Origin of the sequence: Georgenia ruanii, from assembly GCF_009193175.1 — a bacterium.
GTDB lineage: Bacteria > Actinomycetota > Actinomycetes > Actinomycetales > Actinomycetaceae > Georgenia > Georgenia ruanii.
In genome coordinates, this window is sequence record NZ_VUKE01000015.1 from 37,001 (window position 1) to 57,725 (window position 20,725).

Annotated in this window: 19 protein-coding genes and 1 pseudogene; 7 read left to right on the top strand and 13 right to left on the bottom strand. The window is 74.5% G+C overall.

What is annotated here, in order from left to right; all coding sequences use genetic code 11:
• The first annotated feature begins 129 nt into the window (after positions 1–129).
• Positions 130–438 carry a GNAT family N-acetyltransferase gene (locus tag GD880_RS14550; RefSeq protein ID WP_152232333.1) on the top strand — a complete coding sequence of 103 codons (309 nt, stop codon included), beginning with the start codon at positions 130–132 and terminating at the stop codon, positions 436–438.
• Positions 439–537: 99 nt separating this feature from the next.
• Here GD880_RS14550 and GD880_RS14555 read toward each other — a convergent pair whose 3' ends face one another.
• From GD880_RS14555 to GD880_RS14580, 6 genes are all read right to left on the bottom strand, one after another.
• Positions 538–1,233: a YcnI family protein gene (locus tag GD880_RS14555; RefSeq protein WP_152232334.1), complete on the bottom strand. Its 696-nt coding sequence runs from the start codon at positions 1,231–1,233 to the stop codon at positions 538–540.
• Positions 1,234–1,423: 190 nt separating this feature from the next.
• Complete coding sequence (locus GD880_RS14560) at positions 1,424–2,023, bottom strand: copper resistance CopC family protein (RefSeq protein ID WP_152232335.1); 600 nt, start codon at positions 2,021–2,023, stop codon at positions 1,424–1,426.
• Positions 2,024–2,192: 169 nt separating this feature from the next.
• A complete protein-coding gene (locus tag GD880_RS14565; protein ID WP_152232336.1) occupies positions 2,193–2,816 on the bottom strand; it encodes a hypothetical protein in 624 nt (207 codons plus the stop codon).
• A 71-nt stretch (positions 2,817–2,887) separates the two neighbouring features.
• The gene (locus GD880_RS14570) at positions 2,888–3,880 is read right to left on the bottom strand and encodes a pirin family protein (protein WP_152232337.1); all 993 of its coding nucleotides are present in this window, start codon (positions 3,878–3,880) and stop codon (positions 2,888–2,890) included.
• A gap of 28 nt (positions 3,881–3,908) precedes the next feature.
• Complete coding sequence (locus GD880_RS14575) at positions 3,909–5,495, bottom strand: hypothetical protein (protein ID WP_152232338.1); 1,587 nt, start codon at positions 5,493–5,495, stop codon at positions 3,909–3,911.
• Positions 5,492–6,028 carry an RNA polymerase sigma factor gene (locus tag GD880_RS14580; RefSeq protein ID WP_193314531.1) on the bottom strand — a complete coding sequence of 179 codons (537 nt, stop codon included), beginning with the start codon at positions 6,026–6,028 and terminating at the stop codon, positions 5,492–5,494. The genes GD880_RS14575 and GD880_RS14580 overlap by 4 nt, the downstream gene beginning before the upstream one ends.
• 197 nt (positions 6,029–6,225) lie before the next feature.
• On the opposite strand from GD880_RS14580, the gene GD880_RS14585 reads away from it, so the two are divergent.
• Complete coding sequence (locus GD880_RS14585; protein WP_152232340.1) at positions 6,226–7,434, top strand: MFS transporter; 1,209 nt, start codon at positions 6,226–6,228, stop codon at positions 7,432–7,434.
• Here the strand turns inward: GD880_RS14585 and GD880_RS14590 are convergent.
• From GD880_RS14590 to GD880_RS20420, 3 genes are all read right to left on the bottom strand, one after another.
• Positions 7,431–8,117 carry a response regulator gene (locus GD880_RS14590; protein WP_193314532.1) on the bottom strand — a complete coding sequence of 229 codons (687 nt, stop codon included), beginning with the start codon at positions 8,115–8,117 and terminating at the stop codon, positions 7,431–7,433. The genes GD880_RS14585 and GD880_RS14590 overlap by 4 nt on opposite strands.
• Positions 8,114–10,150 (bottom strand): histidine kinase, encoded by a 2,037-nt coding sequence (locus GD880_RS14595; protein ID WP_193314533.1) that lies wholly within the window; start codon positions 10,148–10,150, stop codon positions 8,114–8,116. The genes GD880_RS14590 and GD880_RS14595 overlap by 4 nt, the downstream gene beginning before the upstream one ends.
• A gap of 77 nt (positions 10,151–10,227) precedes the next feature.
• On the bottom strand, positions 10,228–10,869 hold the full coding sequence (locus tag GD880_RS20420) for a hypothetical protein (RefSeq protein WP_193314534.1): 642 nt from the start codon (positions 10,867–10,869) through the stop codon (positions 10,228–10,230).
• A 216-nt stretch (positions 10,870–11,085) separates the two neighbouring features.
• On the opposite strand from GD880_RS20420, the gene GD880_RS14600 reads away from it, so the two are divergent.
• Together GD880_RS14600 and GD880_RS14605 are read left to right on the top strand one after the other, a co-directional pair.
• Positions 11,086–11,592: a GNAT family N-acetyltransferase gene (locus GD880_RS14600; protein WP_152232342.1), complete on the top strand. Its 507-nt coding sequence runs from the start codon at positions 11,086–11,088 to the stop codon at positions 11,590–11,592.
• A gap of 38 nt (positions 11,593–11,630) precedes the next feature.
• A complete protein-coding gene (locus tag GD880_RS14605; RefSeq protein ID WP_152232343.1) occupies positions 11,631–13,466 on the top strand; it encodes a DUF429 domain-containing protein in 1,836 nt (611 codons plus the stop codon).
• A 7-nt stretch (positions 13,467–13,473) separates the two neighbouring features.
• Here the strand turns inward: GD880_RS14605 and GD880_RS14610 are convergent, their stop codons facing one another.
• From GD880_RS14610 to GD880_RS14620, 3 genes are all read right to left on the bottom strand, one after another.
• Entirely contained in the window at positions 13,474–14,280 is an 807-nt protein-coding gene (locus GD880_RS14610) for an ABC transporter permease subunit (protein ID WP_152232344.1), read from the bottom strand.
• A complete protein-coding gene (locus GD880_RS14615; protein ID WP_193314535.1) occupies positions 14,277–15,275 on the bottom strand; it encodes an ABC transporter ATP-binding protein in 999 nt (332 codons plus the stop codon). The genes GD880_RS14610 and GD880_RS14615 overlap by 4 nt, the downstream gene beginning before the upstream one ends.
• A 106-nt stretch (positions 15,276–15,381) precedes the next feature.
• Entirely contained in the window at positions 15,382–15,966 is a 585-nt protein-coding gene (locus GD880_RS14620; protein WP_152232346.1) for a helix-turn-helix domain-containing protein, read from the bottom strand.
• 136 nt (positions 15,967–16,102) lie between these two features.
• Here GD880_RS14620 and speB point away from each other — a divergent pair, with 136 nt between their 5' ends.
• The 3 genes and pseudogenes from speB to GD880_RS14635 all read left to right on the top strand — a co-directional run.
• Complete coding sequence (speB, locus tag GD880_RS14625) at positions 16,103–17,059, top strand: agmatinase (RefSeq protein WP_152232347.1); 957 nt, start codon at positions 16,103–16,105, stop codon at positions 17,057–17,059.
• A gap of 72 nt (positions 17,060–17,131) precedes the next feature.
• Entirely contained in the window at positions 17,132–18,589 is a 1,458-nt protein-coding gene (locus GD880_RS14630; RefSeq protein ID WP_152232348.1) for a purine-cytosine permease family protein, read from the top strand.
• Positions 18,586–19,413: pseudogene (locus tag GD880_RS14635) on the top strand (nitrilase-related carbon-nitrogen hydrolase); the annotation flags it as partial. The gene GD880_RS14630 and the pseudogene GD880_RS14635, both read left to right, overlap by 4 nt.
• Before the next feature lie 44 nt (positions 19,414–19,457).
• Here GD880_RS14635 and GD880_RS14640 read toward each other — a convergent pair.
• Entirely contained in the window at positions 19,458–20,543 is a 1,086-nt protein-coding gene (locus GD880_RS14640; protein WP_152232349.1) for a DNA polymerase IV, read from the bottom strand.
• Positions 20,544–20,725: the final 182 nt, after the last annotated feature.

A 20,725-nucleotide genomic window follows, 5' to 3' on the forward strand; every position in this document is an offset into this window, starting at 1 on the left:
GGCGAGTCTTCTGCTCATTCCTGCCCCGGCTCTACACACCGGCGTTCACCCCCCCCGGCTCGCCGAGGAGAGCGGGGAGGCGGCGCTCGAGCGGCCGCCGTCGTGAGCCCGAGGTGCTGAGGTGGCGACATGGCGAACATCGATCTGGTCAACGTCCCCGAGCGGCACCGCTACGAGGCACGCATCGCCGGCAAGCTCGCCGGGTTCACGCAGTACCGGGTGGTCGGCGACCAGGACGTCTTCGTCCACACGGTGGTCGACCCCGCGCACGAGGGCCGGGGCGTCGGGTCGGCCATCGTGCGCGGCGCGCTGGACGACGTGCGCGCCCACGGCCGCCGGGCGGTGGCGGTGTGCCCGTTCATGGCCGCCTGGCTCGGACGCCACCCGGGCCTGTACGACGACATCCTCGACGAGGCGCCAGGCACGGCGCGGGACTGACGCCGCGGCGGCCGGTCCGGTGCTGCGGGCTCCCGGCGGTCGTGCCGGCCGGTCCGGGGCCGTCGTGCGCGCGGCCCCGGACCGGTCGGCCCAGCGAGATCAGGCGCGGCGGCGACCACCGAGCGCGAGCACTGCGGCGACGAGGCCGGCGGCGCCGACCACCAGGCCGGCGATGCCGAGGGCGCGGGCGGCCGGGTCGCTGCCGGGTTGGGCGGCGGCGCCGTCGTCGGGAGCCGACACGCCGTGCTCGTGCGCACCGTCCGCCGCCAGGGCGACGGCGGGCGCGGGGCGCTCGGGCTCCTTGCCGTCGACGGCTGCCTGGTCCCAGGCGACGACGGTGCCGTCGTCGTAGGTCTGGGTGGCCGGCACCACGAGCTCGTCCACCAGCGGGAGCGGACCGGTGGAGATGGCGAACTCCTGGAACTGTCCGGGCTCGATGCGCACGCCCGGCTGGGCGGTCCAGGTGATGGCGGTGACCGCCTCCTTGATCGTGAGGTCGCCCATCTCGACGGGCTGGGGCAGCTGCTCGCGGGTGACGACCGCGTCCCACCCGGGGACGGGCTGGGTGCGGGCGCTGACCAGCGGGGTGTCGGTCGGGACGGTGACCTCGAGCTTGACGGTGCCGGCGGTGTCGGACTCGTTCGGTACGCGGAACGTCAGCTTCTCGTACCCGCCCTGCGAGGCCTCCCCGTCGGAGTTGACGCTGACGTGGGCGGAGGCAGGGCCGGCGAGCGCCGCGCCGGCCCCGGTGAGGCCGACGACCAGCGTGAGGACCGCGCCGGTGCGGCCCAGCACGTGGCCTCTGGACTGGTGGGAAGCGATGGGACGCGGAGCGGGAACGCGAGGTGCGGACAAGATGATGCCTTTCGGGATTGGGGATGTGGTCACCGCCGGGCGCGCGAACGCCCGGCGGCGGAGATGACCTGCTCAACCGCCCGCGCCGGAGGCGCGGGTTCGATACGGCGGGGCCGGGCGGCCCCGCGGCTCACTGCCCGGCGCGGCGCCGACGCCGCACGACGGCGACGACCGCGGCGGCCACGAGGACCACCAGCACGACGACGCCCCACACGACCGGGCCGGCCGCGCCGGTCGAGGCGCCCGTGCTGGGGCTCTGCGCCGCGGTGGCGGACGGGGACGCCTCGGCCGTGGCGGACGGTGCGGACGTGGACGGCGCGGGCGCCGGCGCGGCGGGCACATCGACCGTGAAGGCAAAGTGCCCCTCGATCGGGTGGCCGTCGCTGGAGACGACCCGCCAGGTGACCTGGTAGCCGCCGTTGGGCACCTCGGACGGGAGCGCCAGAGAGACGGTGTGCCCGGTGACCGCGGGCTTGGCGTCGGTGAGCGGCTGCCCGGCGGCGTCACGGACGACGATGGCCGGGTTGATGTCGAGGACGTCGTTGTTGAAGGTCAGCGTGACGGTCGGTGGCGCGCTGGTCAGGTGCGCGCCGTCCTCGGGCGAGGCGCTCAGCAGGACGTCGTGGGCGCGGGCCGGTGCGGCGACCAGGACGAGCAGGAGGCCGACCACGACGGACAGGGGACCCCACCCGAGCGCGACGCGCCGGGGCAGGGGTGAAAGAACGGACATGGGTACTCCAAGCGGTGTGCGAAGGCGCGGCCCAGGCATGCGGCGTGGTCATGGGCCACCGGACCTCTCCGCGTCGACGTCGCCAGGGCGCACCCCGGAGGGGGAGACCTCCGAGGCGGCTGGTGGGCACGGCGGGCACACCCTGGGCCCACGACGGGCCAGGGCAACGTCAGAACGCGGGGGCGCCCCGAGGTGGCCCGCGGCGGGGCGCGACGTCGATCCCCGCGGACAGGCGGCGAGGCACCTGCACCCGGCGCCAGGCCCGGGCCCGCCGCCTGGGCGGCAGCTGGGCCGGTCGACGGCCCGGGACGGCGAACAGCAGGAACACCCGCTCGAGCAGCGCCCACAGCGCCCGCTCGCCCAGCAGCAGCACCGCCGCGCTGAGCAGGGTGGCCACGACGTGGGCACCGAACATGGCCACCGAGACGCCGTGCTCCGCATGAGCGGCAACCGCGTCACAGCTCATTGCGAGGGCACCCGGCGTCGCGCCGTGATGACCGACATGAGCGTTCCCCGGCACAGTGCAGGCGGATGCCGCCTCGGTGGCGGCCAACGCGTGGTGCAGCGCCACCTGCCCGGCAGACAGGGCAACCAGCACGCCGGGTGGCGACAAACGCCACCGGGCCAGCACCGCGGACGCCAGGTAGACCAGCACCGCCAGCATCGCCAGCACCAGCGCGCCCGGCAGGCGGCCCCCGCCGACGAAGTGCGCGCCCACGCCCAGGCCGAGGATCGTCCCGGTCAGGACGCCCCCACGAACCAGACGCAGTACGCCACGCCTGGGATCGTCCACGCCGCCAGGCTACCGGGGACGCGCCGGACGGAACGATTGCCCTGACTGTCGGTCCTCGGCGGGCCGGTAGCTCAGCGCCCGCGCGGCTTGAGCCGCAGGTGCGGCAGCTCCGGGGCGGGCAGCGGCGGACCGTCGTACCCGGTCACCGCGCCGAACCGGCCCAGCCCGTCCGCCTCCCCCGCGAGGGCCGCCTGCCACTGCGCGCGGGCCTCGACGATCTCCTCGTGGCTGCGGCCGACCAGGTTCCACCACATGAGCACCTGCTCGCCGAACGGCGCCCCGCCCAGGAGCACCGCCCGCACGGGCGTCTCCCCCGCCTCGAGCACCAGCGCGTCCGCGCCCGGGGCGAGGTAGGCCAGCCACGCGGGCCCGACCGGCCGGCCGGCCACCCGCAGGTCCCCGACGTCCACGAGGACGCCATGCTCGAACGCGGGGTCCACGGGCAGGTGCACGACGGCGCCAGCCGGGAGGTCGAGCTGGGCCGCCACCATCGGGGAGTACGCCCGGGCTGGCGACGTCACCCCGCCCAGCGTCCCCATGAACACCCGCACCCGGGCGCCGTCGACGACGAGCTCAGGCAGCTCGGGGACGTGCTCGAAGGCCGGCGGGCCGTCGCGGTCGGCGTCCGGCAGGGCGGTCCACAGCTGGATGCCGTGCAACCGCCGCTGGTGCGGGAAGCGCCGGAGCGTGCCCTCCTCCGAGTGGCAGATGCCGCGGCCCGCGGTCATGAGGTTGAGCTGGCCGGGCGCGATGGTCTGCAGCGAGCCCAGGGCGTCCCGGTGCAGCACCTCCCCCTCGAACAGCCAGGTCACGGTCTGCAGGCCGATGTGCGGGTGCGGGGCCACGTCCATGCCGCCGGAGACGGCGATGTCATCCGGGCCGTAGTGGTCGGCGAAGCAGAACGGCCCGATGAGGGAGCGCTGCCGCGAGGGCAGCGTGCGCCGCACCGTCATCGCCCGCGGCCCGCCCAGCGGCACGTCGCGCGGCTCGATCAGCTCGACGTCGACCGTGGCCGTCCCGGCCGCGCACAGCCGCTCCTGGGGTCGTGGCTCGAGGTTCGTCATGTCGCCAGCGTAGGAGGGCGGCGTCGCCTCAGCCCTCTCGCTCCTCCGCCGCGGATCGTTCCGCTGATCCCGTGATCAGGCCAGGGACGAACACGTCGCGGGCGAAGGCGAGATCTGCCTCCGGCAGCTCGCCGGCCCCGGGGCTGTTGAGCATCACGATGGCCGTCCGTGTGCCGTCGTGCGACTGACCGCGGAGCGTCGCGGCGCGGTCCGTGCGGTAGATGAAGCCGAGCCCTCCGGAAGCGTCGTAGGGCTTGTACTCAGGATCGTCGAGCAGGTCCGCGGGCAGACCTCCGGTGGTCTCGTCCTGGTAGGTGAAGGTCATCTCCGTGCCGGTCTCGAGATTTCTCAGGAAGCCCTCGACCGCGGAACCGTCGGGCAGGGGCAGCCGCCGCAGCCGGCCGAAGGTGAAGTCGCTGCCCCTGGCCAGCTCCAGGAGGAAGGTCGCCTCGGAGCCGGTGAGCGGCGTCGTTCCCGGCGGGGGTACGGCGCCCGGGAACGGGGAGGCGCCGTCGGCCGGCGGCGCGTTGGCGCCGCAGCCGAGGTGGCCGCACTCGGGCATCGTGTCGACGTAGATGTCCTCGAGGAACGTGGTGTACGAAGTGACGGTGTCCATGGGGACGTCGTCGTCGCCGGAGACGATGTGCTCGACGGCGAGCAGCTCGCCGGTGGCTCGGTCGAGGATGACCCGGACCTCCTCCACATGTCCGTCGAGGTCGGGCGGGGATGACCAGCGCCGCATCTCCTCGGCCACGGCCGGATCGTCGGGGACGGGGTCGGGCCTGTAGGGCACGTGGCGGGCGGCGCCGAAGGCGAGCCCGGTGCGTCCGGCCCTGTCGGTCACCGTCCCGTAGCTGGTGACATCCAGGGTCGCCAGGCCGTCGAGGAACGCGGACCGTTCCGACGCTGCGGGGGCGCTGTACCGGCCCTCGCTGCTCCCGTACACGCTCAGGGCGGCGTAGGCCGCCTCGTCCTTCGGCGCGCCGGCGGTGAGCCGCTGCACGATCTCGCCGGGGGTGCCGCTGAGGTCCGCGGGTGGCGGAAAGTCGCCGGGAGCGAAGTCGCCGTACCCGTAGCGAGCGACTCCGTCGTCCTTCTGCAGCTGGCGGACGGAGCCGTCGGGAGCCACCCAGGTCTCGATCGAGACCTGCAGGGGGTCGGGCTCCATTGGGGCGCCCGGGGCCTTCCGCCCGAACGACCAGCTCTCTCCCGCCAGCCGCGTGTACCGGTAGGCGCCGGCGGGCGGGGTGGGGTCCGTTGTGGCCCGGACCCGGTCGGCGAGCTGTTCGAGCTCGGCGCGGGCGGCCGTGCCCTCGGGTTCGGTATAGGCGAGCATCGGCACGGTCGCCGCAGCGGGCGCCGTGGAACCGGTGCCGGTGATGATGCCCGGCAGCACGCCCGCGGCGGCCAGACCGAGGACGAGGGCCGCGGCGGCACCCACCAGCGCCAGCCGCCGACGCCGTACATGGTGGGGGGCCTCGATCGCGGGCAGGGTCCGCTCGTGGGCGAGCACCCAGCGCAGCGTCGCGTCGACCTGGTCCGAGCCGGCGAGCGGCTCCTGGCGGGTCGGGTCGAGCTCGGCGAGCTGGGTGAGGACGGCGCGTTCGGCGGTCATCGGCGGGCTCCTTCCTCGACGAGGGGGCGTTCGGGCCAGACGTCGACCTGGGGGAGGCGGTCGAGGATGCGCAGCAGGTGGCGGCGGGCTCGCAGGAGCCGGACGCGGAAGGTGCCGGGCTCGCAGCCGAGCACGGCGGCGGCCTCTCGGGCGGTGAGCCCGTCCCAGGCGACGAGGGTGAGCACCTCACGCTCGCCGGCGGTGAGCTTGCCCCAGGCGCGGACGAGGTCGGTGCGCGAGGCGACGTCGGCGGCCAGCTCGAGGTCCACGGGCTCGGGCTCGGCGGCGAGGCGGACGTGCAGGGCGTGCCAGCGCCCGTGTGTGCGGGCCGCCGTGAGCATGAGGTTCCGCGCGATGCCGAAGAGCCATGGCCGCGGCTCCGCCGGCGCTGCGTCGAGCCGGCGCCAGGCCACCAGGAACGTCTCGGCGACGACGTCCTCCACCTGCGGGGGCGGCAGCCGCCGGCGGACGAAACGCTCGAGCTCGGCGCGATGTGCCCGGTAGAGGCGCGTGAACCTGTCTGCGTCTGACACCCACACACCACCTCGTGCTCGGCGAACCAGCCCTGTCACCTTCTACATCGCCGGGACACCACCGTCCGTTACACGAGATCTGGAACGCCCAGCGGGCGGGGCACGCGCCGCGCCGCGCTCCTGGACGTCATCCTGGGGGCGCTTAGCACCTGACCAGCCACGAAGGCCTTCCGGTAACCCGCCTACCATCGGCCCTGATGACCAGCTTCTCGACCCGCGCGCGGGCCGCCCTGCCGTGGGCCGTCGTCGTCGGCATCGTCCTGGTCGCGCTGAGCCTGCGCGGCCCGATCGTCGCCCCGCCGGTGGTCATCCGGGACATCCAGGCCGAGCTGGGGCTCTCCGCGACGGCGGTCGGGCTGCTGACCGGCCTGCCGGTGCTCTGCTTCGCCCTCGCCACCCCGCTGGCCACCCGGGTGATCCGCCGCGCCGGCCCCGAGATCGCCGTCGTCGTCTGCCTGCTCGGGGTGCTGGCCGGCACCATCGTGCGGTCTGCCGGCGGCACCGCGGTCCTCTTCCTCGGCACCGTGATCATCGGCGCCGCGATCGCGATCGGCAACGTCGTCGTCCCGGTGATCATCCGGCGGGACGTGCCGTGGCAGCGCGCGTCGCTGGTGACCGGCGTCTACACCGCCTCGCTCAACGTCGGCTCGATGATCACCTCGCTCGGCACGGCGCCGCTGGCGGCGGTGGTCGGCTGGCGCTGGGCGCTGGCCACCTGGGGGCTCCTCGCCGTCGCCGGGGCAGCGTTCTGGGCGGTGCTCGCCCACCGCCGGGACCGCACGCCCCTGGTCCGGGCAGCCCGGTCGGCGGAGGAGCCGGCCGTCGGGGGCCGCGTCGGCCGGATCGGCTGGCTCCTCATGATCGCCTTCTGCGGCCAGTCGTTCTCCTACTACGCGGTCACCGCGTGGTTGCCGACCCTGCTGGCCGACACTCGCGGGCTCGGCGCGGAGAGCTCCGGCGTCATCGCCTCGCTGTTCCAGATCGCGGCCGTGGTCGGTGCCTTCGCGGTGCCGGCGCTGGCCGCCCGCACGCCGGCGTGGGTGCCGGTGGCCGTCATCGGGGCGCTCTGGTGCTCGCTGCCGGTCGGCCTGCTGCTCGCGCCGCAGGCCTACACCACCTGGTCGATCATCGGAGGCATCGCCCAGGGCGGCGGCTTCACCGCGATCTTCTCGATCATCGCCCGCGTCACCCGCAGCAACCACGAGGCGGCCGCGGTGTCCGCCCGGGTCCAGACGGGCGGCTACGTCGCGGCCACCTTCGGCCCGTCGCTCGCGGGGGCGCTGCACGCGGCCACCGGCGCGTGGGTCGCGCCGCTCCTGCTGGTGCTGGTCGCGACGCTGACCTTCACCGGCGGGGGCATCGTCGCCGCCGTTCAGGCGCGTCGGCAGGGGCCCGCTGCGAACTAGCCCTCCGCCCGGCTGGCGCCCAGCCCGGCGTCCCGGGCCCGGGCGATCGCCTCGGCGCGGGTGGCGAGCCGGAGCTTGGCCAGGATCGTCGAGACGATGTTGCGCACCGTCTTCTCGCTGAGGAACAGACCGGCGGCGATGGCCGCGTTGGTCGCGCCGCCCGCCATGAGCTCGAGCACCTCGGCCTCGCGCGCGGACAGCTGCGGGAAGGCGCGATGATCGGCCGCCGAGGGCCGCGGCCGGGCGAAGAGCTGGCTCAGCCGCGCCGCGATCGGCGCCCCGAACACCGCCTTCCCGGCGGCCACGACCCGGATCGACTCGACGATGTCCGCGCCGGCGGCCCCCTTGAGGGCGTAGCCGCGGGCCCCGGCGCGCATGGCGGCGAAGACGGCCGCGTCGTCCTCCACCATGGTGAGGACGAGGATCGCCCCCGCGGTGCCGGCGTCCACGATGCGCCGGGTGGCCTCGACGCCGTCCATCTCCCCCGGCATCCGCAGGTCCATGACGACGACGTGGGGCCGCAGCTCGACGCACAGGGCCACGGCCTCGGCGCCCGACGACGCCTCGCCCACCAGAGCCAGCCCAGCCGTGTCGGCGACGAGGCGGCCCAGGCCCTCGCGAAACAGGGGATGGTCGTCGGCGACGACGACGCTCAAGAGGTCCGCGGCGCCGGGGGCCGTCATGCCCGTGCTCCGCTCGGGCCGCCCGGGCCGGGCGCGGCGGGCAGGAGCTCGCCCGCCAACGGCACACGCAGTCGAACGAGCGTGCCGCGCGGCGACCGCCGAGTGATGCTCAGGGTGCCGCCGAGCTCATCGGCACGCTCGCGCATCGACTGGATCCCGATGCCCGGCCGGTAGTCGGCCGCCAGCCCCGGCCCGTCGTCGGCGACGTCCAGGACGAGCTCGTGCCCGACCGCCAGGCGGATCCGGAACGCGGCGTCGCGGGCGTGGGTGACGGCGTTGGTCATGGCCTCGAGCGCGACGAGGTAGGTGGCGCTCTCCACGGACCCGGGGAGCGGGGGGAGGCGGGTGCCGCCGTCGAACGCGGCGGCGCCGAGCTGCTCGGCCCGTTCCCGGATGGCGCCGGCGAGGCCCAGCGCGTCGAGGGCCGGGGGTCGCAGTGCGTAGACGAGGCGACGCACCTCGGCCACCGCGTCCTGCGCGGTGATGTGCAGGTCCGCGAGGGCCCGTTCGGCGACGGCGGGTTTTTCGCTCAGGTGCCGCAGAGCGTGCTCGATGCCGAGCACCATCCCGGCGAGGGTCGGGCCGAGACCGTCATGGAGGTCGCGCCGGATGCGGCGCCGTTCCTCGTCGCGGGCGAGGACCAGGCCGTCGCGAGCGTCGCGCAGGGCTCGCACCAGCAGGGTCGAGCGCGCCGTGGCGGCCAGGTGGGGCGCGAGCCTGCGGAGCAGATCCCGGTCTCGTTGATTGATGTGGTCGACGCCGCTCTCGACGACGAGGTGGCCGATCACCTCGCCGGCGAACGGCAGGGGCACCCGTTCCTTTCGTCCCCCACCCGGTTCACCATCACTGATGACGGCCACCCCGCCGACCTCGACGGCGGCGTGGCGCAGGCCGATCACCTCGGCCAGCGTCCGCACGCTGGCGGGCAGCGCGTCGTCCGGGCCTGCCGCGTCGGCGAGGCGCTGCGCCAACCGGGTGATGACCTGCGCGGGGTCCGCACCGCCGCCGTAGACCACGCGGTTCACCCGCCGTTGGACGCGGTCACGCAGCGGCACCGTGGCGAGGACGGCGACGGCGACGGTCAGGCCGACGGGCGACCAGCCCGCGACGAGCGTCCCCAGAGCCCAGATCACGACGCCGTGCACAACGAGGGCCACGCCGGTCAACGCGGCATAGGCGACGGCCCGACTGACGACGAACCTGATGTCGAGCAGGCCATGGCGGACGATGCCCACCCACGCCGCGACGGCGAACAGCGGGAGCAGCAGGTCGGCGGCCGCCCCCATCCAAGGAACCCAGGCGCCCAGCCCGGCGGCCAGGTCCGCGGCGAGCCACGAGCCCGCCCACAGCCACGCGACGATGACGACCAGACGCAGGGCCCGGCGTGTCCGGTCGTCGGTGGCGTGCCGGAACCGCGTCGTGGCGGCCAGCGCCGCAAGCACAGCGGCGGGGGTGCAGAGCAGGATCCCGACGAGGAGCAGCGCGTCGAACGCGGCGCCGGTCGCCCGGGTCGACAACGGGTTGGGGATCTCGCCGGGAGCGGTCGCCGTCGAGCCGAACGTCGCCGAGACGGCGAGGAGGACGACGAGCGCGCCGATGCCCCAAGCCACCGGACGCCAGCGGGCCGACGGCGGACGACCGGTGGGGAACAGCAGGATCCCGAGCGTCGACATGCCGATCAGGAGGGCGGCCCCGAGGGCCGAGGCGACGACCGCAACGACGAGACCGCCCTCCGAGGCGCGCCCGGCGTCGAGCACCCTCACCATCCACACCTCCGCGAGCGCCGCGGCGGAGCTGCCAACGGAGCCGACGAGCATGACCCAGCCCGCGGCGTTGCGCGGGGCGCTGCGCACGATGGCGCGGCCGACGACGCCGACGGCGAGCAGCAGCAGGGCCCCGGCGGTGTTGAGCCACAGCGTCGTCGTGAGCCGCGTGCCGATGAGCCCGATCACGGCCGCGCCGGTCAGCGCGACCGAGAGCCCCAGCAGGCCATCAGGAACGAGCCTGCTGGGGCGGAGCTCCGCGCTGCTCATGGCCCCCATGGTGACGTGCGATCGGGACCGGGACAGGCGGTTCCGTCCGCGTCGATACGGGCGGGCGCTCTCGCCGATCACGCCCGGGTGCTGGGGAGGCACCGCAGCACCACGATGCCGAAGAGCGTGGTCAGCACGGCCGGCAGCATCGGCACGGGCATCACCAGGGCCGCGGCCAGGAGGACGGCCGCCGCGACGACGAGGACGCGAGCGGCCCGCCCCAGCAGCCGCGCTCGCCCGAGCACCACCGCCACGCCGCCCACCGCGACGACGAGGAGGCCGTACACCACCATTGCGGTCCATCGGTTCACGGCGTGCAGGCCGAGGGCGAGCTCCTCGACCAGCGGCAGGTACGAGGGCGGGTCGGCGAGCTTGAGACCGATGCTGAAGTACACCGTGACGACCGCGTCAACCAGTCCGAGGAGGCCCGCCCCAGTGGCGAGGACGGCGACGACCGAGCCGCCAGGCAAGTCGCGCACCGACCGCCCCAGCCACAGCACCGTGAGCGACGTCAGCGCGAGGACGGCGCCGGAGAACACCAGCCAGCCGATCCAGGCCGCCGTCGACACGTCCGCGTACTGGGCGATGGCCTCGGCGAGGGTCGCCGGCGTCGGCGGCGGGCCGCCCGGCCCCGCGACCGCGGTGAGGAACAGAAAGGCACCGACCCAGAGCGGCAAGATGGCCACCGCTGTCCACGCCAGCCCTTGCGTGACGGGCATCGCGGTCACCGTAGGAGCCGGCCTCGTCTTGACCTGATCGGACATGGCACTCCGCCTTCGGGGATCGACGACGGCCCGCGGCTGCGGGCCTGGCCCCGATGGTGGGGCCGAGGATGTCCCGCCCACCAGGGACGGCGATCCCGACTTCCGGGATACGCCTCGCGCTCCCAGCGGCGGCGACACATCGGCGAAACACGCCCGTGCCAGGCTCGCGCCATGGACATCGCACCCGTGCCGGCCGGTCAGTCCGTTCGTGCGGCTCAGGAGCTGGCCGCGCTGCTGCAGGCCTGCGTGGCCGACGGCGCGAGCCTGGGCTTCCTCGACCCGACCACCGCCGAGGAGGCACGGGTGTTCTGGCACGGGGCGCTGACCGAGCCCGGGGCGATCACCTGGGTGGTGCGCGACGACGACGGGCGCCTGCTGGGCAGCGTGCGCCTGGTCCCGGCCCCGATGCCCAACGCCGGCCACCGCGCCGACGTCGCCAAGCTCATGGTCCACCCCGCCGCTCGCGGCCGCGGGGTCGCGGCAGCCCTGATGGCGGCCCTGGAGGACACCGCCCGCGCCACGGGCCGGACGCTGCTCGTGCTCGACACCGAGACCGGCAGCCCCGCCGAGGCGATCTACCGGCGCTGGGGCTGGGAGCCTGCGGGCGGCATCGCGGACTACGCGGCCGACCCCGGTGGCACGCTCAAGCCCACTACGATCATGACGAAGCGGCTCTGAGCAGCGGGAATGTCGGCCCGACGGGGCAGAGTGTCCCCATGTACTTCGTCGGCATCGACCTCGCCTGGGGCGAGCGCCAGCCCAGCGGCCTCGCCGTCCTCGACGACGACGGCACGCTGGTGCACCTCTCCGCGGAGAGCACCGACGAGACCATCGTCGCCGCGCTCGCGCCGTACCGCGACGAACCGGTGCTGGTGGCGATCGACGCGCCGCTGGTGGTCACGAACGCGACCGGCAACCGGCCGTGCGAGGCGGCGCTGAACCGGGACTTCGCCCGGTTCGACGCCGGCGCCCACCCGGCGAACACCGGCAAGCCGGAGTTCGCCGGCACGCCCCGCGGGGCACGGGTGGCCAAGGCGCTGGGCCTCGACATCAACCCCGCCTCGGGGCGCGCCCGGCGCGGCATCGAGGTCTACCCGCACCCGGCCACGGTGGCGCTGTTCGGCCTGGGCCGGACGCTGAAGTACAAGCAGAAGCCCGGCCGGACCGTGGCCGAGCTGCGGGAGGCGATGCTGGCGCTGGTGGCCCACATCGAGGGCCTGGCCGGCGCCGAGACGGCGATCGTGGTCACCGAGCAGGCCGCCTGGCGCGACCTCGTCGGTGCGGTCCGGGCCGCAAAGCGCAAGAGCGAGCTGCGTCGCGCCGAGGACCAGATCGACGCGGTCCTGTGCGCCTACGTGGCGCGCTTCGCCGTCGCCCACCCCGACCGCACGACGACGTACGGCGACCTCGCGACCGGCTACATCGTCACCCCGACGCTCCCGCCCGGCCTCGTGCCCACGCCGCGCACCGTCCATCCCTCAACCGGGGAGCCGGTGCAAGCGGAGCCGGCCATGGCACCCGCGGCGGCGGAGCCGGCCATGGCACCCGCGGCGGAGCCGGCGACGGCCGAGCCCGTCCGGGAGGCCACCCGGCGCGCGGTGCAGGCCTACGCCAATCAGCGGGCGGCGCTCCTCCAGGCCACCGAGCGCTACGTCGCCCTCGTCACCGGCCTGCTCGACGACGCCGGCATCAACTACCACGTGGTCGAGGGACGGACGAAGACCGTCGCGTCGTTCGCGGGCAAGGCCGCCCGCACGGTGGACGGGCACCCCGTCTACACGGACCCGCTGCACCAGATCACCGACCAGATCGGCGTGCGGGTGATCACGTACGTCCTCAGCGACGTCCAGGCGGTGGTGGAGGTGCTCGCCGACCAGCTCACGGTGCTCGAGGACCGCGACATGGCCCTGGAGACGGCGCAGGCCGGGCGGTTCGGCTACTCCAGCCGGCACGTCCTCGTCGCGACCCGCGGCGACGGCCAGAGCGCCGAGCTGCGGGACCGGATCGCCTCGGTGCAGGTGCGCACGGTGCTCCAGCACGCCTGGGCCGAGTTCGAGCACGACATCCGCTACAAGGGCACGGTCCCCGAGGCGTACGCCCCCGACCTCGACCGGCGCTTCACGCTGGCCGCCGGGCTCCTCGAGCTCGCCGACCGGGAGTTCTCCACCATCCGCGACCGGCTGCAGGAGAGCATGACGGACCACGAGCCGGAGTCCGACGAGGCCGACCCACGGATCAGCGCCCAGGACCTGGCCGCCTTCCTGGCGGGACGGTTCACCGACGCCGGCTGGTCGCGCACCGACCACTACGAGTGGGTCTCGGGGCTCCTGCTCGAGCTCGGCGTCACCTCGCTGCAGGAGCTCGGCGAGCTGCTGCGAGCGGTCGACAGCGCGTCCATCACCGAGCGGATGGGGTACCGATACCCGCCCGGCGCCGTCCGCCGGCTCGACGACGCACTGCTCTCGATCTTCGGCGAGCGCTACCTCCGGCTGCACGGCAACGCCCGCCGGGTCGAGGCGCTGCGCGCCCGGCTGGAGAAGCTCCGCGGCTGACCGCGGCTCACGCCAGGGCGGCCACCTGCTTCTCGCGCCGCAGCGCTGCCGCTCCCGCGCGGACCAGGAAGAACGCCAGGACCCACAGCGCCACGCCGAGACCCAGCGCCAGCCACACGTTGAGGAGGACGACGCCGGCCACCTGGCCGACCGTCAGACCGAGCACCGGCAGCACCGCCACCCCCGCGATCTGCGTGGCGGCCTGCACGGTCGCGGCCCGGGCGGAGACGACGATGTTGAGCCCGAGGGCGGCGGCGGTGCAGGCCGGGCCGAACCAGAGCACGGTGATCAGCCAGGGCCCGGTGGGCAGCAGCGCCCCGCCGATCGCGTTCCACAGGACGGCGTCGACGACACCGGCGTAGAAGAGCTGGGCGAGCAGCCCGATCGTCAGGGCCGGCACCAGCGAGCTGAGCATCTTGCCGAGGAGGATGTCGCGGTCCGAGATGGGAGCCAGCAGCAGCCCTTCGATCGTGTTGCGCTCCCGTTCGCCGGCGATCGCGTCGGTCGCGAGGACCGAGGCGACGATGAGGGGCACGAGCACCAGCAGCGGCGGCATGAGGTAGGTGGCGAAGATGACGGCCAGACGGGCCTCCACCGGCACGCTCTCGAGCGCGGACACCGGCAGCAGGGAGAGCAGTCCGTCGAGCTTGTCGGCGGCGGCGGTCTGCGGCACCTTGTACATGGCGTACGTGACGCCCGACATCGCGAGCACCAGGACGGCGGGGGCGATGATCATCGGCACGAGCACGCCCGGGGAACGGCGCACGAGCAAGAGGTCCCGGCGGGCGATGGCCATCACGGCTCTGCGGTTCACGGTCGCTCCTCGATCTTCCGCGCCGCGCCGGCGTGGAGGGTCAGGTAGAGGTCTTCGAGGGTGCCCGCGCGCGGCTCGACCCGGTACACGTCCACTCCGGCGGTGACGAGGTCGCGCAGCAGACCGGGGACGTCCGTCCGGCCGACGCCCTCGAGACGGAGCCGCCCCGGGCCCTCCAGGGCGGCGGTCCCGCGGCCCTCCGTCGCGGCCAGGGCGGCCCGCTCGTCGTCGGGCGCGATCTCGACGTCGACGGCGGTGTGACCGGCGCGGGCGGCGAGCTCGGACGGGTTGCCCTCGGCCACGATCTGGCCGCGGGCCAGGATGACGACGTCGTCGCACAGGGCGGCGGCCTCGGCGAGGTCGTGGGTGCAGATGACGACCGTGCGCCCCTCGTCGCGGCTCACCCGGCGGATCAGCGCACGCAGCTCCCGCTGGGCGACCGGGTCCAGCGCCGTGGACGGCTCGTCGAGCAGGAGCAGCTCGGGGTCGGTGAGCAGCACCTTGGCGAGGGTGGCGCGCTGGCGCATGCCCGCGCTGTAGCCGGAGACCTTCTCGTCCAGCCGGTCGCCGAGCCCGAGCGCGCCGAGCATCGCGGCGATCCGGTCCTCCAGCCCGTCCGGCGGCAGGTCGAACAGCTCGGCGGCGAAGCGCAGGTTCTCCCGGGCGGTCAGCCGCTGGTCCAGGATGCTCGTGCCGGGCAGCATGCCGAGGCGGCGGCGCACCCAGGCGCCGTGCTCGAGGGGGTCGCGACCGAAGACCCGGACCGTCCCGCCGGTGGGGGCGAGCAGGCCGGCCAGGTGCCGCAGGATGGTCGTCTTGCCGGCGCCGTTGTGGCCGAGCAGCCCGACCACGGAGCCGCGGCGGACCGTCAGGCTCACGCCGTCGAGGGCCGTCACGTCCGGCGGGAAGTGCTTGGTCAACCCGCTGACCTCGATGACGCTCTCGCCGTCGCTCCCCCGATCGACCGGCGCCCGCCGGAGGGCTGCCTCTGTCACGATGTCTCCTTCGACCGGCGCCCACGGTGGGCGCGGCAGCGTCATCTTGCCGTGCCGACGCGGTCGGTGGCCGCAGCTGTCGCGCGTGTCCTCGCGGGCAGATTGCCTACGAGGCCCCGCTCCACGCCGCGGGCACCAGCGTCCAGATGACCTCCGCCGGGCCGGTGCCGGGGTTGTGCCAGGTGTGCGGCTCGCGACCGGGGAAGGTGAGGGTGTCCCCGGTGGCCAGCTCGACGACCCGGTCGGGGAAGCGCAGCGTCAGCTCGCCGACGGCCACGTGCACGACCTCCACGTCGCAGTTGATGGTGTAGAGCTCGGCGCCGCCGTCGGCGCCGGGGTCCAGCGTCGAGCGCAGCACCTGGACCCGGGACTGCCCGCGCGGGGTGAGCAGGCGCTCGAGGGCACCCGTGCCGCCCATGTTGATGAGCGGGGCGTCGGCGAGGGCGACGACGGCGGTCTGGGCCGCCTCGAAGAGCGAGCCCACGGACAGCGAGAGCACCTGGCAGATGGTGAGCAGCGTCGCCACGCTGGGCGAGGTCTCGTCGCGCTCCACCCGGCTGATGAAGCCCTTGGTCAGGCCCGTCGCCTCGGCCACCTGCTCGATGGTCAGCCCCTGCGCGCGCCGGCTGGCGCGCAGGCGCGCGCCGACGCGCACCCGGTCGTCCGAGGCGGTGGGATGCACCGGTCGCATGCGCTCCTCCGTTCTGCCGGCCCCCATCTTGGCAGGGCCCCGCCTTGACAGGGCTCGACGCCCACCCCATCCTGTTGCGTCATACGCATTTTTTGTTGCGTATCAGTATCCCAGAGGTTCCACCGAAAGGCTGCCCATGGCCCACCCGCCGGTCCCGGACCCCGTCGGCCCGACCGACGCCAGCCGCGTGCCCCGCTACGCCGGGATCGCGACCTTCGCCCGCCTGCCGCGCCTCGAGGACGTGCCGCGCGCGGACGTCGCGATCGTCGGCGCGCCGTTCGACAGCGGCGTCAGCTACCGGCCCGGGGCCCGCTTCGGCCCGGCGCACGTGCGCGAGGCCTCCCGCCTGCTGCGCCCGTACAACCAGGTGACCGACGTCGAGCCGTTCGCGGCCCAGCAGGTGGCCGACGCCGGGGACCTCGCGGTCAACCCGTTCGACATCGCCGAGGCGGTCGCCGACATCCAGCGCGGCGCCGAGCACCTCACCCGCGACGGCACCCGCCTGCTCACCATCGGCGGGGACCACACCATCGCCCTGCCGCTGCTGCGCAACGTCGCCGCCCAGCACGGCCCGGTCGCCGTCCTCCACTTCGACGCCCACCTGGACACCTGGGACACGTACTTCGGCGCGCCCGTCACCCACGGCACCCCGTTCCGCCGCGCCTCCGAGGAGGGCCTCATCGACCGCGAGGCCAGCCTGCACGTCGGCATCCGCGGCCCGCTCTACGCGCGGGAGGACCTCCGCGACGACAAGCGGCTCGGGTTCGCCGTCATCGCCAGCCACGAGATCGAGCTCGACGGCCTCGCGGCCGCCATCGACCGCATGCTCGCCCGGCTGGGCGACCGCCCCGTCTACGTCTCGGTGGACATCGACGTGCTCGACCCCGCCCACGCGCCGGGCACCGGGACCCCGGAGGCCGGCGGGCTGACCAGCCGCGAGCTGCTCGCCATGCTGCGGGCGCTGTCCCAGGTCAACCTGGTCGGCGCCGACGTCGTCGAGGTCTCCCCGCCCTACGACCACGCCCAGCTCACCGCGGTGGCCGCCGCCCACGTGGCCTTCGAGATCCTCTCCGCGATGGCCCCCGCCCGCTAGCCCGCCGCGGTCCCCGCCCCCCTCCCGCCCGCTCGCCCCCCACGGCCAGTCCCCTCTCACGAAAGGACGACGATGTCCGGCGGTCCTCCCCTCGCCCCCGAACGCGACGTCGTCATCGAGCGCCGCTCGATCGACTACATCCCCCGCGCCGAGCGCCACGGCCAGGTCTGGCACCAGGGCCCGTTCTGGTTCACCGGCAACTTCGTGCTGCCCACCATGGTCACCGGGTTCATCGGTCCGGTCCTGGGCCTCAGCGCGACCTGGAGCGTGCTCGCCGTCGTCCTCGGCGCCGGCTTCGGCACGTTCTTCATGGCCTTCCACGCCAACCAGGGCCCGCGGATGGGCCTGCCCCAGATGATCCAGTCGCGCGCCCAGTTCGGCAGCCGCGGCGTCGTCTTCCCCTTCGCCGCCACGGTGTTCGTCTACGTCGGCTTCATGGTGTTCGACACCGTGCTGGCCACGCAGGGGCTGCAGCTGGTCCTCCCGGGCGGCAAGGCGCTCTGGTATCCGCTGCTCATCGCCCTGTCCATCGTCATCGCCGTGGTCGGGCACGACCTGCTGCACTTCGTCCAGCGCTGGCTGACCTACCTCCTCATCCTCGTCTTCGCCGTCCTCACCGTGGTGGCGCTGGTCAACTTCGCCGGCTCGCCGGGCACCGCCGCCTCCGCCGACGCGGGGTGGAGCACGAGCGCCTTCCTCATCCAGTTCTCGCTCGCCGCCGGGTACAACATCAGCTACGCCGTCTACGTCTCGGACTACACCCGGTACCTGCCCGAGCACGTCCCCGCCCCCAAGCTCATCGGCTGGGTCTACACCGGCGCCGCCGGCTCGGCGGTCTGGCTGATGTCCCTGGGCGCGCTGCTGGCCAGCCACATCCCGGACGCCGACGCCATCGGCGCGATCCGGCACGTCGGCGACCTGTTGTTCCCCGGCTTCGGCACGTTCGCGGTGCTGGTCTCCACCGTCGCGCTCGTGTCGATCATGGGGGTCAACGCCTACGGGGCCATGCTCACCGGCACGAGCGCCGTCGACGGCTTCCGCCCGATCCGGCCCACCGTGCGGCTGCGGGTGGTCGGCCTCGCCGTGGTCGGGCTGGCCACCTTGCTCATCGCGCTGCTCATCCCGGACAACTACCTCGACTCGTTCAACAACTTCGTCATCCTCATGCTGTACTTCCTCGTGCCCTGGACCGCCGTGAACCTGGTGGACTTCTACTTCGTGCGGCACGGGAAGTACGCCATCGCCGAGATCCTCAGCCCGCGCGGCATCTACGGCCGGTGGGCGTGGCGCGGCGTCGTCGCCTACCTCGTCGGGTTCGTCGCGATGATCCCGTTCTTCGCCACCACCTTCTACACCGGCCCGGCCGCCGCGGCGCTGGGCGGGGCCGACCTGTCCTTCGCCGTCGGGCTCGTGGTGGCCGGCGGGCTGTACCTGATCCTCTCGCGCGACCTCGACAAGGGCGCGGAGGCGGCGGCCCGACGGCGCAGCCTGACGGTGCTCGAGGGCAGCCCGGAGGAGGTGGCCCGGTGAGCGCCGCGACTCCGGGCGCCGTCACGATCGCCTGCTGCCAGGTCGCCCCGATGGTCGGGGACCCGGTGGGCAACCGCGCCCTGCTGCGCGAGGCCGTCGCGGCGGCGGCCTCGGCGGGCGCCCGGGTCGTCGTCCTGCCCGAGCTGGCCAGCACCGGCTACATGTTCGCCGACCGCGACGAGGTGCGCGCCGCCGCCGAGCCGGCCGACGGGCCCACCCTCACCGAGTGGGCCGACCTGGCCCGCACGCACGACCTCGTCATCGTCGGCGGCTTCGCCGAGGCCGGCGCCGACGGCGAGGTGCACAACTCGGCCGCGCTCGTGGACGCCACGGGCGTGCGGGCGGTGTACCGCAAGGCGCACCTGTGGAACAGCGAGAAGGCGCTGTTCACCCCCGGGGCCGCGGCGCCGCCGGTGGTGGACACCGCGGTCGGCCGGATCGGCCTGATGGTCTGCTACGACGTCGAGTTCCCCGAGTGGGTCCGCCAGGTCGCCCTGCAGGGCGCCGACCTGCTCGCCGTCCCGGTGAACTGGCCGCTGTACCCGCGGCCGGACGCCGAGCGACCGGGCGAGGTGGTCAAGGTGCAGGCGGCGGCCAGCACCAACCGGATGGCCATCGCGTGCGCCGACCGCGACGGCGAGGAGCGCGGGCAGCGGTGGCTGGGAGGCAGCGTGATCGTCGACGCCGACGGGTTCCCGGTGACCGCCCTCGCCCTGGGGCTCGAGACCCTCGTCGTCGGCACCGTGGATCTCGCAAGCTCGCGGGACAAGGCGATCAGCGAGCGCAACGACGTCCTGGCCGACCGGCGCCCGGAGCTGTACGGGCGGGTCGCGAGGCAGCCCGCGGGGAGTGATTCCTTCGTGGCTGGTCACAGCCGCCCGCGCACCGGGGTGCGCTCGGCCGGGTCGCCCGCCTCGGGCATGACCAGCTCGGCGCGGACCCCGAGCAGCCGGACCTCCCGGCCGGGCTCGAGCCGGTCGGTCAGGGCCAGGGCCGCGGCGACGACGGCGCCGGGGTCCCGGGTGGGCTCGGGCAGCTTGCGGCCCACCACCTTGGTGACGAACGGGGCGTAGCGGACCTTGAGGGTCACCCGGAAGACCGGCCGGCCCTCCCGGGCGGCGTCGTCGGCCACCTGCGCGGCGAGCTCGCGCACGGCCGCCGTGACCTGCTCCGGGGTGGTGAGGTTGTGCTGGTAGGTGGTCTCGCGGCTGTGGCCGCGGGCGATCCAGGGGCTGTCGTCGACGACGGCGGGGCCCAGGCCGCGGCCGAGGTCGCCGTACCAGACGCCCATCCGCGGCCCGAACTCGGCGACGAGGACCTCGCGCGGGGCGGCGGCGAGCTGATCGACCGTCGTGATGCCGTGCGCGGCGAGCCGCTTGGACACCTTCGCCCCCACGCCCCACAGGTCGATGACCGGCCGCTCCCCCATCACCTCGACCCAGTTGTCGGCGGTGAGCCGGAAGATGCCGCGCGGCTTGCCGAACCCCGTGGCGATCTTGGCGCGCACCTTGTTGTCGCCGATGCCGACGGTGCAGTGCAGCCGGGTCGAGGCGAGCACCGCCTCCTGGGCGCGCCGGGCGAACGCCTCGGGGTCCTCGGTGGTCACGCCGAGGAAGGCCTCGTCCCAGCCCAGGACCTCGACGACGACGCCGAGGTCGCGCAGCGCGGCCATCACCTGCTCCGAGGCGGCCTCGTAGGTGGGCGCGTCGACGGGGAGGAAGACGGCGTCCGGCGGCGCCTTGCGGGCGGCGAGCTTGAGCGGCATTCCCGAGCCGATGCCGTACGTGCGGGCGGCGTAGGAGGCGGTGGAGACGACCGCCCGCTCGGTGGGGTCCCCGCGCCCGCCGACGATGACGGGCAGGCCGGCGAGCTCGGGGCGGCGCAGCACCTCGACCGCGGCGATGAACTCGTCGAGGTCGACGTGCAGCACCCACGGCTCGGCGGCGTCGCCCATGGTCCGAGTCTGGCCGGACGAGCGCGCCGTGTCGCCCAGAAGGCCCCGGGGTCCCTCGATCCGACATGCACCGGTCAGCAGGACCACCACCCCTGACCGCGCGGCCGCCTCGCCCGGGGGCTATATCCGGCACGAGGCGACCGATACCCTTTCTCAAGGGGGCGAGCTGGCACGGGGCCGGC

Coding starts and splice junctions, on each gene's coding strand:
- GD880_RS14550 (WP_152232333.1), top strand. CDS start 130: ATGGCGAACATCGATCTGGTCAACGTCCCCGAGCGGCACCGCTACGAG.
- GD880_RS14560 (WP_152232335.1), bottom strand. CDS start 2,023: ATGTCCGTTCTTTCACCCCTGCCCCGGCGCGTCGCGCTCGGGTGGGGT.
- GD880_RS14570 (WP_152232337.1), bottom strand. CDS start 3,880: ATGACGAACCTCGAGCCACGACCCCAGGAGCGGCTGTGCGCGGCCGGG.
- GD880_RS14575 (WP_152232338.1), bottom strand. CDS start 5,495: ATGACCGCCGAACGCGCCGTCCTCACCCAGCTCGCCGAGCTCGACCCG.
- GD880_RS14585 (WP_152232340.1), top strand. CDS start 6,226: ATGACCAGCTTCTCGACCCGCGCGCGGGCCGCCCTGCCGTGGGCCGTC.
- GD880_RS14590 (WP_193314532.1), bottom strand. CDS start 8,117: ATGACGGCCCCCGGCGCCGCGGACCTCTTGAGCGTCGTCGTCGCCGAC.
- GD880_RS14595 (WP_193314533.1), bottom strand. CDS start 10,150: ATGAGCAGCGCGGAGCTCCGCCCCAGCAGGCTCGTTCCTGATGGCCTG.
- GD880_RS20420 (WP_193314534.1), bottom strand. CDS start 10,869: ATGCCCGTCACGCAAGGGCTGGCGTGGACAGCGGTGGCCATCTTGCCG.
- GD880_RS14600 (WP_152232342.1), top strand. CDS start 11,086: ATGGACATCGCACCCGTGCCGGCCGGTCAGTCCGTTCGTGCGGCTCAG.
- GD880_RS14605 (WP_152232343.1), top strand. CDS start 11,631: ATGTACTTCGTCGGCATCGACCTCGCCTGGGGCGAGCGCCAGCCCAGC.
- GD880_RS14620 (WP_152232346.1), bottom strand. CDS start 15,966: ATGCGACCGGTGCATCCCACCGCCTCGGACGACCGGGTGCGCGTCGGC.
- speB (WP_152232347.1), top strand. CDS start 16,103: ATGGCCCACCCGCCGGTCCCGGACCCCGTCGGCCCGACCGACGCCAGC.
- GD880_RS14630 (WP_152232348.1), top strand. CDS start 17,132: ATGTCCGGCGGTCCTCCCCTCGCCCCCGAACGCGACGTCGTCATCGAG.
- GD880_RS14640 (WP_152232349.1), bottom strand. CDS start 20,543: ATGGGCGACGCCGCCGAGCCGTGGGTGCTGCACGTCGACCTCGACGAG.